The sequence below is a fragment of the Maribacter sp. MS6 genome, from assembly GCF_056839185.1.
In genome coordinates this window covers 4,300,786-4,314,885 of sequence record NZ_CM166389.1, presented here as the reverse complement: position 1 = coordinate 4,314,885, position 14,100 = coordinate 4,300,786, and the positions used below count along the sequence as shown (strand labels likewise).

The 14,100-nt window shown below is 37.2% G+C and carries 12 protein-coding genes; 6 read left to right on the top strand and 6 right to left on the bottom strand.

From position 1 onward, the window contains the following. Nucleotides 1-8 precede the first annotated feature (8 nt). Nucleotides 9-686 (top strand): response regulator, encoded by a 678-nt coding sequence (locus MS6x_RS18715; RefSeq protein WP_482604258.1) that lies wholly within the window; start codon nt 9-11, stop codon nt 684-686. Between the two features lie 172 nt (nt 687-858). After that, complete coding sequence (locus MS6x_RS18710) at nt 859-1,500, top strand: hypothetical protein (RefSeq protein ID WP_482604256.1); 642 nt, start codon at nt 859-861, stop codon at nt 1,498-1,500. Between the two features lie 30 nt (nt 1,501-1,530). Here the strand turns inward: MS6x_RS18710 and glyA are convergent, their stop codons facing one another. After that, nucleotides 1,531-2,820 (bottom strand): serine hydroxymethyltransferase, encoded by a 1,290-nt coding sequence (glyA, locus tag MS6x_RS18705; protein ID WP_482604254.1) that lies wholly within the window; start codon nt 2,818-2,820, stop codon nt 1,531-1,533. Between the two features lie 249 nt (nt 2,821-3,069). Between glyA and MS6x_RS18700 the strand changes: the two genes are divergently transcribed. After that, nucleotides 3,070-4,254: a hypothetical protein gene (locus MS6x_RS18700; protein ID WP_482604253.1), complete on the top strand. Its 1,185-nt coding sequence runs from the start codon at nt 3,070-3,072 to the stop codon at nt 4,252-4,254. Nucleotides 4,255-4,352: 98 nt separating this feature from the next. Here the strand turns inward: MS6x_RS18700 and ytxJ are convergent, their stop codons facing one another. Continuing rightward, on the bottom strand, nt 4,353-4,748 hold the full coding sequence (ytxJ, locus tag MS6x_RS18695; RefSeq protein WP_482604252.1) for a bacillithiol system redox-active protein YtxJ: 396 nt from the start codon (nt 4,746-4,748) through the stop codon (nt 4,353-4,355). A gap of 160 nt (nt 4,749-4,908) precedes the next feature. Here ytxJ and clpB point away from each other — a divergent pair, with 160 nt between their 5' ends. Both clpB and MS6x_RS18685 read left to right on the top strand, forming a co-directional pair. Next, complete coding sequence (clpB, locus tag MS6x_RS18690) at nt 4,909-7,509, top strand: ATP-dependent chaperone ClpB (protein ID WP_482604250.1); 2,601 nt, start codon at nt 4,909-4,911, stop codon at nt 7,507-7,509. 118 nt (nt 7,510-7,627) lie between these two features. Next, nucleotides 7,628-8,224: a TetR family transcriptional regulator C-terminal domain-containing protein gene (locus MS6x_RS18685; RefSeq protein WP_482604248.1), complete on the top strand. Its 597-nt coding sequence runs from the start codon at nt 7,628-7,630 to the stop codon at nt 8,222-8,224. Nucleotides 8,225-8,270: 46 nt separating this feature from the next. On the opposite strand, the gene MS6x_RS18680 is transcribed toward MS6x_RS18685, so the two are convergent. From MS6x_RS18680 to MS6x_RS18665, 4 genes are all read right to left on the bottom strand, one after another. Then, nucleotides 8,271-9,503 (bottom strand): glycosyltransferase family 4 protein, encoded by a 1,233-nt coding sequence (locus MS6x_RS18680; protein ID WP_482604246.1) that lies wholly within the window; start codon nt 9,501-9,503, stop codon nt 8,271-8,273. A gap of 67 nt (nt 9,504-9,570) precedes the next feature. After that, on the bottom strand, nt 9,571-11,082 hold the full coding sequence (locus MS6x_RS18675; protein ID WP_482604244.1) for a DEAD/DEAH box helicase: 1,512 nt from the start codon (nt 11,080-11,082) through the stop codon (nt 9,571-9,573). A 336-nt stretch (nt 11,083-11,418) separates the two neighbouring features. Then, nucleotides 11,419-12,348: a 2-hydroxyacid dehydrogenase gene (locus tag MS6x_RS18670; protein ID WP_482604242.1), complete on the bottom strand. Its 930-nt coding sequence runs from the start codon at nt 12,346-12,348 to the stop codon at nt 11,419-11,421. 66 nt (nt 12,349-12,414) lie between these two features. After that, nucleotides 12,415-12,858: a DUF6155 family protein gene (locus MS6x_RS18665; RefSeq protein ID WP_482604240.1), complete on the bottom strand. Its 444-nt coding sequence runs from the start codon at nt 12,856-12,858 to the stop codon at nt 12,415-12,417. A 174-nt stretch (nt 12,859-13,032) separates the two neighbouring features. Between MS6x_RS18665 and MS6x_RS18660 the strand changes: the two genes are divergently transcribed. Beyond that, nucleotides 13,033-13,896, top strand: coding sequence for a sigma-70 family RNA polymerase sigma factor (locus MS6x_RS18660; protein WP_482604239.1), 864 nt, complete (start codon nt 13,033-13,035; stop codon nt 13,894-13,896). Nucleotides 13,897-14,100 lie beyond the last annotated feature (204 nt).

Here is a 14,100-nt window from a genome sequence, read left to right as displayed (position 1 = left end):
AGGCAGCAATGCAAGACTTAAAGACCATTCGTATTTTAGCAGTAGATGATCATGAGATGACTACTTTGGGTTATAAGTATATTCTCGAAGATTCAGAGTTCGACAACTTCAATGTTAAAGTCGAAATAGCCAAAAGTTACGATATTGGTAAACACAAGATAGAATTTTCTTCCCGTTCCTTACGGTATGATATTATTTTATTGGATATACAGTTGTTTCCGCCGCAATCTAAAGACCCGAGGACCGGTGTCGATTTGGGTTTGCTGGCTAGACAGTTGGTACCTAAATCCAAACTTGTTTTTATGTCCTCCTTTAGTGACAATTATAGAATTAACAATATATTTAAAACGGTAGACCCGGAGGGTTATATGGTAAAATCCGAAATCGATGAGATTTCTCTAAAAACCATGGTTGAAACAGTACTCTTCAAGCCACCATATTATACAGCAGGAGCATTAGCTGCCGTAAGACGAAGAATGTCTACTGATATTACACTTGATGATCAAGATTTAAAAATTTTATATCATTTATCCTTGGGTGTCAATACGCGCGATATTGCGCCATTAATAGCTTCTACGAACACTACGGTAGAAGCCAGGAAAAGACAATTAAAGTCCATTTTTGGGGTTAAAAATGGAAATGATTTGGCGCTTATGGAAGAAGCTAGAAAAAGAGGTTTTCTATAATTTATCTAAAAATAGAGCCAATTTAATCCTGCTACCATAGACAAGTAGTTTATTTGAAGCAAATAAATACAATTACCTCCAAAATTCTAAGGTTTTCCTAGCACCTAGTTTTAACGATTACATATACCTTTAACTTAAGGATAAATAAATTAATTCCTAATAGGTTAGATGTATGGATAATTTTAAGTTGACCCCACCAACTAAATTAGATGAAAGTTCAGGTGTGCAAGGGCTTGATCATTATTTAAAGTCTTTAGAGAAACACTATTTTTCTGAAGTATCTTTGAGAAGCTATACTTCAAACAATGGGGGACTAGAAATGACCATAGACATGCGCTGTAATCTAGAACTTCCAGAACTATTGCGTTTTCATAATAAAGGTAGATGGGGTAACAATGGAAGTCTGATATCTCCTTTGAATTCAAGTTTTGATAGGTTGACCGAACAGAATAACGTACCACTAGATATCGAGGAACTTACATTTTTTCTTAACGACACAAACATTATCATTAAAAAAATACATAATCGTAGCATTCCCGAGCTGTTGGACGAAGTTATAGTTGAAATATCAAATCACTATATCTATTTAACCAAAGGATTAACAGAAAAACCTTATGAAATTTTTATTCCCGTTTTTGAAGATAATATTACGGAAAGCATCCCCGATACGAGTAGCCTAGCTGGAATTGACCAAAAAACACCCAAGAGTTATTTTGAATTCTGGGGTGTTTATTTAGAATCTCAAGAAGATGCACTCATCTATGATGTGTGTAGGAACATGTATATTCCTGCTAATCTGGATATACATATTTAGTTAAAAATCCTTTTAGAAGTGTTATAGCTGTTAGGCTTTTACAGGACTCGCCGCAAATATCGGTCTAGCCCGCATCATGGTATTTACTTCTGTTTTTACCGCTGAAATAATAGCATCGTTTTCCGGATTGTTAATAACTTTATCAATTAAACCTACAATAGTCTTCATGTCTTCTTCTATGAGTCCTCTTGTAGTTATCGCCGGTGTTCCAAATCGTATGCCAGATGTTACAAATGGAGACTTATCATCGAATGGCACCATGTTTTTATTAGCGGTAATATCTGCAAGCACTAGTGCTTTTTCCGCATCTTTCCCAGAAATATTCTTGTTCCTTAAGTCGATCAACATCATGTGGTTGTCCGTTCCACCAGAGATGATATTGTAATCCAAATCAACAAATGCTTTTGCCATTGCGTCCGCATTTTTCTTTACCTGCCACATGTAATCAGAAAATTCCGGACTTAAAGCTTCTCCAAACGCAACCGCTTTGGCCGCAATAATATGTTCTAATGGCCCTCCCTGATTTCCTGGAAAGACAGCCAAATCCAATAAGGCCGACATCTTACGGAGTTTACCATTCTTGAGGGTAATACCAAAAGGATTATCGAAGTCCTCTCCCATTAATATAAGACCACCGCGAGGTCCTCTAAGTGTTTTATGCGTCGTTGTTGTTATGATATGGCAATGAGGAACGGGATTGTTCAATATTCCTTTGGCTATCAAACCAGATGGGTGAGAAATATCGGCCAGTAATAAGGCATCTACACTATCAGCGATCTCACGAAAACGCTTAAAATCCATATCCCTAGAATACGCGGAGGCACCAGCTATAATTAGTTTAGGGCGGGCTTCTAAAGCTATTTCTTGAATTTTATCATAATTAAGTAGGCCCGTTTCCTTCTCTACACCATAAAAAACCGGGTTATAAAGCCTACCAGAGAAGTTTACAGGAGAACCATGTGTAAGGTGACCGCCGTGGGAAAGATCAAAGCCCAGTATGGTATCTCCAGGTTGTAGACACGCATGAAAAACAGAGGCATTTGCTTGGGATCCTGAATGTGGTTGTACGTTGGCATACGCAGCACCAAAAAGCTCTTTGGCCCTGTCTATGGCTAATTGCTCCACTTTATCCACCACTTCGCAACCTCCATAATACCGCTTTCCTGGATATCCTTCAGCATATTTGTTCGTTAATACAGAACCAGACGCCTCCATTACCTGCGGACTCGTGAAATTTTCAGAAGCTATTAGTTCTATGCCATTTATTTGGCGCTGTTTTTCTTCTTCAATCAACTCAAAAATGCGGTTATCCCTTTGCATATCTTTTCATAGTTACATTAGATGGTAAAAATACAAATAGCACATGATTTTTTATAGTCTATTGAAGCGATTTATGATAGTATTTATCACTAAATAGTTAACAATTGAAATATAATTCAGTTTGTTTAAATACTATGCTAACGTATATATATGCAGTGTTTACACTAATTGGGATTCTTTTGCGTTATCGTCTTATGTCTTTGTGGCATAGAGATTGAAATAACCATACAAACGTTAAAAGATAAAGTCATGAAAAAAATTCTACTTTACAGCACCCTAGCTCTATTGTTTTCCTGTAGTGGGGTTAAAAGGACTCAGGAAGCTTTAAATTCCGGAAATTACTGGACAGCAATTAACAAAGCTGTTACGAATATTGCTGACAATAAGGAAAAAAAGAGTAATCAACCCTTCATAGTTATGCTAGAAGATGCGTACAAAAAGAATATGGAGCGCGAAATACAGCATATCAATTTTCTAAAGAAAGAAGGTAATCCTGCGAACTACGAAACGATTTTTAAAACGTATGAGCGATTAAAGTCTGTACAGCAACAAATACGACCTTTATTACCATTACGTATTACAGATGAAAACAGAAAAGCACAGTTTAATTTTAAAAATTATGATGCTCAAATAATAGCATCTAAAGAAAAACTGTCAAATTACTTGTATAATAACGCTGTGGGCTTACTGGATTCCGGAATCTCAAAAATGGATTTTAGACAGGCCTATGACGATTTAAAGTATTTGCAAGAAATTAGTCCAGATTACAGAGACACAAGACAAAAAACCGATGAAGCGTATCAAAAAGGATTGGATTATGTTATTGTAGAAATATTTAACAATACCGACAAGGTGATACCTGTTCGATTGGAAGAAGAGCTATTGAACTTTAACACCTATGGATTAAACAATCTTTGGACGGAATACCACACCAATAAGTTGGACAATTTGGATTATGACTACCAAATGGAGGTCTCTTTTCAAGATATCAGCATTTCTCCAGAACAGATTAATGAAAAGCAGATCATTAAAGAAAGACAGGTCAAAGATGGTTTTACCTATGTTAAAGATGTACGGGGCAATGTTGTAAGGGACAGTCTTGGAAACAGAATTAAAACGGACAACTTTAAAACAGTCCGAGCAGATTTTTATCAGTTTACACAATTTAAAAGTGCACAAGTAACTGGTGTTGTTAATTTTACCGACCTAAGAAAGCAACAGCAGTTGAACCAATATCCCCTAGCTAGTAATTTTGTGTTCGAGCACATTTATGCCAACTATGACGGTGATAAGCGTGCCTTGGACAATGAACTTATTGCTTTATTACAATTGGCTAGGGTACCCTTTCCTACCAATGAACAAATGGTGTATGATGCTGGAGAGGATTTGAAGAATAATTTAAAGAATATTCTAGGAAGGCAGGGTTTTAATTAAAGGACATATATAGCTTAGCACTTATTTGAGGCGGATATACTTAATGCAAAAGTATATCCGCCTCACATATTAGTGACAATTCCTAACCTGCAACTGTTTTAAATATACTTGTCCAATTGAAGTTCATTTATTGCCCCATGTGAATCATGAGCGACCACTACCCCATTCTTTATAATTAGCATTTGAGGAGATTGATGATTGACTTGAAATTTCTCCGCTACAGCATTGGATACATTCCTGTTCGCTAGTAAATCCAAAAAATACATATCCATCGCCCCAGGCTCCATAACAAAAGAACCCGTAAACATGTTAAGCACCATTCGGCTGATACCACAGGTGGTAGAATGTTTGAAAATAACTTGTGGTTTACCAACGGATGCTGCCGTAATATCTTCTAATTGTGAAACTGACGCAAGGGGAATCCATTGAATCTTATTAGGCTCCTCACTGTTTTCATCATGGTTGTTCCCGAACATGTTACTAAATAATCCCATATTTTTATGTATTTGTCAATCTTTTATAAAATTCCTTATTAAAACTGACGTAATGTCCTGTTTTATTGTTGTATTAACGACACTTTGTCGCTTGTTTTGTATTGGTAGGATTGTTGACCTATACCACAAAAGTAAGATTAGAATTTAAACCTATATAAAAATGAACAGTAATAATTTCACCATAAAATCGCAAGAGGCCATACAGAAGGCCCAGTTGATTGCGCAAGGTTTAGGCCATCAACAAATAGAGAACGAGCATCTTTTTAAGGCTATTACCGAGGTTGATGAAAATGCAATTCCGTTCCTGATAAAAAAATTGGGCCTTAATGCAAGTCTCATCGCACAAATTCTTGAAAAGGAATTGAACTCCTTCCCTAAAGTTGAAGGTGGTGATTTACAGTTTTCTAGAGAAGCGGGTAAAACATTAAACGATGCCAGTATTGTAGCCAAAAATATGGGAGACGAGTATGTTTCGATAGAACATCTCTTTTTATCCATCTTTAAGTCTAAAAGTAAAATCGCTCAGATTTTAAAAGACCAAGGAATTACAGAGAAGAATATACTATCTGCCATTGCAGAGCTGCGCAATGGTGCAAAGGTAACCTCGCAAAGTGCAGAAGAAACCTATAATTCCTTGAATAAATATGCTAAAAACTTAAATGAAATGGCCGATAACGGGAAATTAGATCCGGTTATTGGTAGGGATGAGGAAATTAGGAGAGTACTTCAAATTCTTTCTAGAAGAACAAAAAACAACCCCATGTTAGTTGGGGAACCAGGTGTAGGTAAAACCGCAATCGCAGAAGGTTTGGCGCACAGAATAGTACAAGGCGATATTCCTGAAAACCTAAAGGATAAGACAATTTATTCTTTAGATATGGGTGCGCTTATCGCGGGTGCCAAATACAAAGGTGAATTTGAGGAGCGCTTAAAAGCTGTAATAAAGGAAGTGACCAATGCAGATGGAAATATCATCTTGTTTATAGATGAAATCCATACCCTAGTAGGGGCTGGAGGTGGTGAAGGTGCCATGGATGCAGCAAACATTCTTAAACCAGCTTTGGCAAGAGGAGAACTGCGAGCTATTGGAGCCACTACCTTAGACGAATATCAGAAGTATTTTGAAAAAGACAAAGCACTCGAAAGACGATTCCAAAAAATAGTGGTAGACCAGCCAGATACCGAAAGTGCCATTTCTATCCTAAGGGGAATTAAGGAGAAATATGAGGCTCATCACAAAGTTCGGATCAAGGATGAAGCGGTAATTGCAGCAGTAGAACTTTCACAACGCTACATTACCAACAGGTTCTTGCCGGACAAAGCAATTGATCTCATGGACGAAGCTGCTTCAAAGCTGCGTATGGAAATTAACAGCAAGCCAGAAGAGTTAGATGTCCTTGATCGGAAGATTATGCAGTTAGAGATAGAGATTGAAGCTATCAAACGCGAAAACGACACCTCCAAGCTCAAAGTGCTTAATCTTGATTTGGCCAATGTAAAAGAGGATAGGAATGAACTATTCGCGAAATGGGAGAGTGAAAAATCGGTTGTGGATAACATTCAAAAAACCAAGCTGGATATCGAAAATTTCAAAGCCGAAGCGGAACGTGCGGAGCGGAATGGTGATTATGGAAAGGTTGCGGAACTACGCTACGGTAAAATAAAGGACGCACAGGAAACGCTTACCGTATTGGAAGAGGAACTGGAACAGCAACAGGATGCAGGAACTTTAATTAAAGAAGAGGTAACTAGTGAGGATATTGCAGAGGTAGTTGCGAAATGGACTGGGATTCCCGTGACTAAAATGCTACAGAGTGAGCGTGAGAAACTGCTAAGTCTGGAGAAGGTTTTACACAAGCGTGTAGTAGGTCAAGATGAAGCCATACAGGCTGTTTCCGATGCCATAAGAAGAAGCAGGGCAGGACTACAGGATATGAAAAAGCCCATTGGTTCATTTTTGTTCTTGGGTACGACTGGGGTTGGAAAAACAGAGTTGGCAAAGACCTTGGCTTCCTATCTGTTTGATGATGAAAATGCAATGACAAGAATAGATATGAGCGAGTACCAAGAACGGCACTCGGTAAGTAGATTGGTGGGTGCGCCTCCTGGATATGTTGGTTATGACGAAGGTGGACAGCTAACCGAAGCTGTGCGAAGACGCCCCTACTCTGTTGTTCTTTTAGATGAAATTGAGAAAGCACACCCGGATACATTCAATATTCTGCTACAGGTGTTAGATGAAGGAAGGTTGACGGATAACAAAGGTCGCGTGGCAGATTTTAAGAATACAATTATCATTATGACCAGTAATATGGGTAGTCAGATAATTTTGGAGAAATTTGAAAACTCAAATGATAGTTATAGCGCTGCTGAAGCCGCTAGAATTGAGGTGCTTGGTTTATTGAATAAAACCATACGGCCGGAATTCTTGAATAGGATAGATGATATTATCATGTTTACGCCTTTGAACGAGGAGAATATTCATGAAATTGTAAAGTTGCAATTAGAAGGTTTGAAAAAGATGTTGGACAAACAGAACATTACCTTGGATGCAACGGAAGAGGCTATTAGTTTCTTGGCAAGGAAAGGTTATGAACCGCAATTTGGGGCCAGGCCGGTTAAAAGAACCATACAAAAAGAAGTACTTAACAATATGTCCAAATCCTTGTTAAGTGGTGAGATAAAAGCGGACAGTATCATTTTGTTGGATGCTTTTGATAACGAATTGGTCTTTAGAAATCAGAATGATCTGGTTTCATAAATAATAGAAGTTATTTATCTTAAAAAGCGCACTAAAATATCTTTTAGTGCGCTTTTTTTTATTAACATTATATACCGTACAGTATAGATTTTTTATCTTCGTATAAAACCAAGGATTAATGTCTACAAAAGCCGAAAGAACCACCGATTTTATTATCAAGACCGTTGCCCCTATTTTTAACAAGCATGGCTATATAGGTACAAGTATGAGCGACCTTACAGAGGCAACCGGACTAACCAAAGGTGCGTTATATGGTAATTTTGAAAATAAGGAAGCCTTGGCACTATCTGCTTTTGAACATAACCGTAGTCTCTTATTGGGTGCAATTGATAGTCGTTTGGAAATTCCTGGAACCGCCCTTGATCGATTATCCAATTTAACTGAATTTTATAAGAAATACGATACTTTCACCAGTACCATGGGAGGCTGTCCTGTTTTAAACGTGGGTATGGACGCACAACATAATAACAAGCTGCTTGCAGCTGCTACTAGGGAAACTATCAAGGAGATAGAAGGGAAAATTGCTTTAGTGCTTGAAACTGGTCTTAACAACGGAGAAATAAAAATTCCGGTGACGCCGCTACAATTTGCAAAACAGATGTTTACCATGCTACAGGGGGCCATAGTAATGGCGACCGTAACCCATGACCGAAAATATCTGTTGAATACAGTTGCCTATTTGGATGTTTTAATGAAAAGAGAGCTTAAAAAGTAACTGATTTCAGTCTCGGTTAATTATAAGTCGATAAAAGCCAGTTTACTTATTTATTTTTTTCTTGTATCCATTTACTCATGTACTTGGTACTGGTCATGGTTTGATGCCGTAAGAGACTACCTATGAAATTTTGATTTCGATGTGCTTTTAAATTCTTGCGTAAACCATCAATTTTGGTACTTAATCTATGTTCTAGAGAAATCTTTTTGTATCTAAGTCTTAAAAGTTGATAACCATTTTTTTTCGATTGCTCCCACTGATTTTTATTTTGATACAATGCTACAGCTGACCTCACAAAATCCGTTTGGTTTTCTACAATGGTACCGTTCCACTCCAAACCTCCATGCATTCCTTCCGCACCTATTGTTGTCGTTACACTTGGTGTTCCAAATTGCATTGCATGTAATAGTTTTCCTTTAATACCTGCTCCAAAGGCTAAAGGTGCAAGACATACCCTAGCATTTTGCATTACTTCAGATACATCTTTGGCCACACCATGGATGATAAATCCATTGGACACATCATGTAACTCCAGTATCTGCTGTGGTAAGTAAGCACCGTAAACAAAAAGCTTTGCACTGGGTAACTGCTTCCTGATTTTTGGCCAAAGAACTGTTTTTAACTGTTTGATTGCCTCTACATTGGGCAGATGTTTACCTCCTCCAATAAATAGGAAATCGCTACGCTCCTCAAAAGATTTTGTTTTCGTAGCTATATCCGATTCATCGATCATAAACGGGAGGTGAAGTAATAGGCTTTTACATATTCCTAGTGTTTTTGTAAGAAGGTGTATTTCAAAATCAGAAATAATGAGAGATATATCAGAACGATATATGCTGGCTATTTCGCGCTTTGTTTTATCATGCCGTATCCAGATAGCTTCAGAAAAGGGAATTTCCTTTTTGTAACATTCTTCCCGTACGGTACGCAGCGAATGTAAATCTTCGGTATCTAAAATCCGAAGTGCATTTGGTGCACGTTCGGCAATTCTCCAACCGAACTGTTCTTCGGTTAGAAACCGATCAAAAAGAACTGTCCCAGGTTGTAAATCAGTAATAAAAACATCGAAGGAATCACAATTTAAAGCAACCTGTTCTGTTCGCACACCTATGGTATCCAAATATTGACTATGACCACTTTTCTCAGCAGTAGATACGAAGATTACGTCGCAATTGGAATTCAAAAAGAAATGCACCAATTGCAGCATACGAACCCCTGCGGCCGTTGCATTAGGCTCAGGCCAACCCCAACCAATAATAAGAACCTTGTTATTGTTCACGTTTTGAAATGGCTCGATAATGAATTTGTTGTTTCTGTTATATGGCTATAAACGCGTGACACCTTTCTCACATTCTGGCAGCAAACTTTTTGGAAATCTTGCTTCTTAACTTTCGTTCATAATCTTCTTCCAACCACTCCTTATAGTTCTTGGTATTGTTCATAATACAATAGGAGTATTGACGCACACGATACGAAATTTCTTCTTTTAACTTTTTAGCAAGTATACGGGCGTCAAAAACATCTTCAGCATTTTCTAAACAGATTTGGGCATGCTGCTCAATACTACGTTCCAAGACTAGTTTAGATTTTTCGCCGTTGGCGAAACTCTTTTTATATTCCGCCTTTATATCAAATTCTATATTGTCCGATTTTGCGAACTCATCTTTCAACTCTTGTGGCATTTCGTAAATGAATTCCCGCTCAATTTCCTCGTCATTCTTGATATTTTCCAAATAGAAATCTGGAAAATGGAAAATTTCTTGCCAGTCTACAGCGGCATCCCACATACCAAAACGCGCGATGTTATTCCCCATATCTATTACGGTAAACTCCTCTTTATGAGTTAAATACCGTGATCCACGGCCAATCATTTGAAAATAAAGAGTAAGGGATCTCGTTGCCCTGTTAAGGATTATGGTTTCAACGGAGGGTTCATCAAAACCGGTGGTGAGTATACTTACGGAGGTTAAAATAGCATCAGGGGTTTCAGAAAACCATTTTAAAATCTCTTTCCTTTCTGCTGCCGTATTTTTATTGTCCAGATGTTGTATATTATAACCGGCTTTTTTAAAGGTTTCATACACATAACGAGATGTATTGATACCGTTATTGAAAATCAAGGTTTTGGTCCCTAAAGCTATTTCTGAATAAGCAGATATCAATTTACCCAACATACTATGATTGCCATACAGTTCATCAGACGATTTAACCGTATAATCACCATTTATTCCCAGCTTCAGACTTTGTAGACTTACATCGTAATTAAACATATTGGCTTTCGCCAAAAACTTTTTTTCTATAAGTGACCCTATGCTTTCGCCAACAATCAACTTTTTATAGTTGTCCTTCATAGGGAGTTTAATATTGGAACTCAACGGTGTAGCGGTTACTCCTATGATTGCTGCGTCTTCAAAGTATTTGAATAATTTCCTAAAAGAATTATAGTGTGCCTCATCTATAATGACCAGGCCAATATTATTAATTTCTACCTTTTCTTCCTGTAATCTATTGTTCAAGGTTTCGACCATAGCAACAAAACACATAAACTCGTCCTGATCTATAAGCTCCTTTACCTCGCTGTTTATAATTTTGTTATTTACACCAAACCCGTGCAACATTCTTGAGGTCTGTCCACTTAATTCTACCCTGTGGGTAAGAACTACCACCTTTTTGTTGGTTTTTTGAATATAACGCCTTGCAATTTCAGAGAAGACCACCGTTTTACCACCACCTGTGGGCAATTGGTACAACAAATTAGAACCATCGGGATTATCCTCTAAATACTTAAAAATCGCATTTAGGTCTTCTTCCTGGTAATCGTACAAGGTCTTTTCAGCAATATCTTTTGATGATTTCAAAAAGTAGGCACAAATTTAGAGTTGAGTAAAAACACAAAAACCTTACGAAATTAGAAGATTTTTATGGGTAAAAGAAATATTAGGATGCAAAAAAGTGGAATAACCTAAGGCTTAATGCTTCACCCGTATTTCTGTTCCGTACCTAAGGTTAAATAGTCAATTGGGCTACATTTTGATTGAAATCATTATCCAAGGCGTATTTTCTGGATAAGTAAACCAGCGAATAAAGCCTTGATTCGCACCTAACTGTTACGATTAAAAACAAAGTATTAAGATTCATATAGAGTATTATAGTTGATAAATATCTCCTTATATGTTTGCCTAAAACCCAACGTATTAATACCCTTTCTCACGATTTACAACATTTATCAATGCTTTCCCTTTTTCCAGATTTCTATAATTCTCCAATATTTGAGGGATAACGGAATTTGTATCCGATACGCTTGCATAATGAGGTGTCATGAATATTTTGGGGTGATTCCAGAATGCGTGTGAACTAGGCAATGGTTCTTGATGGTACACATCTAAACAGGCACCAGAAAGATGATTATTGTCCAACTGCGCAATTAGGTCAGCGTCTACCAAATGACCTCCTCTAGCGACATTGATGATATAGGCACCTTTGGGCAGTTGTTTAAAAAGTGATGTATTTAAAATCCCACTGGTATCCGGTGTTAAGGGTAGAAGGCAAACTAAAAAATCGGTTTTCATTAAAAATTTTTTTAACCCTGAATCACCGGAATAGGTTGTAATACCATCAATTGATTTCTTACTTCTAGACCATCCTTGTACACTAAAACCAACTTTAACCAAGTCTCTTCCTGTAAGTGAGCCCAAGGCTCCCAATCCCATGATACCAATAGTAACATCGGCAATTCTTCTATATTCTTTTGTCTTCCAAAGGGCTTGTGTCTGTTGTATTTTATAGGTATTAAAATTTTTTAGCTCTGCGAAAATGACCGCTAGTACGTGTTCAGACATATCGCTAGCCAAATAGGGGTCAACTAACCTAGTTATCGGAATAGGCTTAGGCACAGTGGCATCTTCAAAAATATAGTCTACTCCAGCTCCTGCCGAGGCTATGCATTTTAAGTTTGGATATATAGCTAGACTACCTTTTGGGTGTTTCCAAATGAGTGCCATGGTTATTTCTTCCTTTGGATGTTCTTCCAAATAACTGTATACCCTTAGTTGAGGGTTTGCGCTTAGCAAGGCATCTTTCCATGCAGCTATCTTATCGTCCTGTCTAATTAGTACTATTGCCATTTAATCTATCATATCTAGGGCCTTCGAAAATTCTTCTTCATAAGGCCAGTTTTTGTCTTGTGTTTGTTAGTATAGGGTAACTATGCGTTCCTTAAATTCTGCTAACAGTCCATTTTGTGATACAAACTGAGTCATTTGCGTAAAGGAAGCACCCATACTCTTGTAAAAGGATTCGGGTAGATTTCTGTCCATCGTAAAGGTTTGACCGGTTTCAAGATTAAAGCACATGACATCAGCTATTAAACTGGGCTCCATTCCTAAGGTTATAAAATGTTTAATAAATTTTTTAGCCACCGAACGTCTTGCTTTTGGCCGTTTACGTTTTAAAGGAAAATATTCATTTGAAATTTTGGTCTTTGCCTCTTGCACCAGTTTATCTTCTTTTGGGTTGAAAATAAAATCATAATACGTTTTCACATCTGAAAACCGTTCATAAAGATCTATAAGCTGCAAGCTTAGCTCCTGTTCAGGTAGTTCTGATACGTATTTTTTTAAAGCTCTTTTACTCACGATAAAGGATATGCTCAAAAATAAGGTTTGCATCTAAAAAACAAGAGAATCCATGAAAATAATCGGTAAAGCTTATAAATTATGTATAATTAACTAGGTATCTCTTTGGAAAAGAGCCAATAATAATGTATTATGTTCCTTGGTATAATTACTAACCTAGAGACATCGACATATATGAGGCAACTAAAAATTATTAAGCAGGTAACGAATAGAGAATCCAAGTCGTTGGACAAGTACTTGCAAGATATTAGTAAAATAGATTTGATTACAGCTAATGAAGAAGTTGAATTAGCGCAACGCATACGTAAAGGAGATCAAATTGCACTTGAAAAATTAACCACTGCCAACCTAAGGTTTGTAGTATCAGTAGCAAAGCAATATCAAAATCAAGGCTTAAAATTACCAGATTTAATAAATGAAGGAAATCTAGGTCTTGTTAAAGCGGCAAAACGTTTTGACGAAACTAGAGGATTCAAGTTTATTTCCTATGCAGTATGGTGGATACGACAGTCCATTTTGCAAGCATTGGCAGAGCAGTCCCGTGTAGTGCGTTTACCTTTAAATAAAATTGGTTCTATAAATAAAATCAAGAAGACATTCTCTTATTTGGAACAAGCACATGAAAGGCCGCCATCTGCAGAAGAAATAGCGAGTGAGCTGGAAATGACGGTAACCGAGGTAAAACAATCCCTAAAGAATTCCGGAAGACACGTATCCATGGATGCACCATTGCGTGAAGGAGAAGATTCTAATCTGTATGATGTATTGCGTTCAGGTGAATCTCCAAGACCGGATAATCAGTTATTGCAACAATCTTTAAATACGGAAATTAATAGAGCATTGGATACCTTATCACCTAGGGAGGCAGATGTGGTTAAACTGTACTACGGAATTGGCGACCAACAATCCATGACACTAGCCGAAATAGGACAAACCTTTGATCTTACAAGAGAACGCGTAAGGCAGATTAGGGAAAAAGCAATCCGTAAATTGCGCCATAACTCTAGAAGTAAATTACTTAAGACGTACTTAGGGTAATCAAATGATTTATAAAATAAGAAAAAGCACCTTCTTTTGAAAGGTGCTTTTTCTTTTATAAACACTGAACACTAAACTAAGAGTACGATAGTTTGCTAATATTGAAATCAACAAGAATGTCGTTTAAGTCTTGAATAAAATTCTGATACGCGTTGTTGTCTTGGTTTTGATAGGCCATAAATAAAGATTTTGGGTTAATTTGAA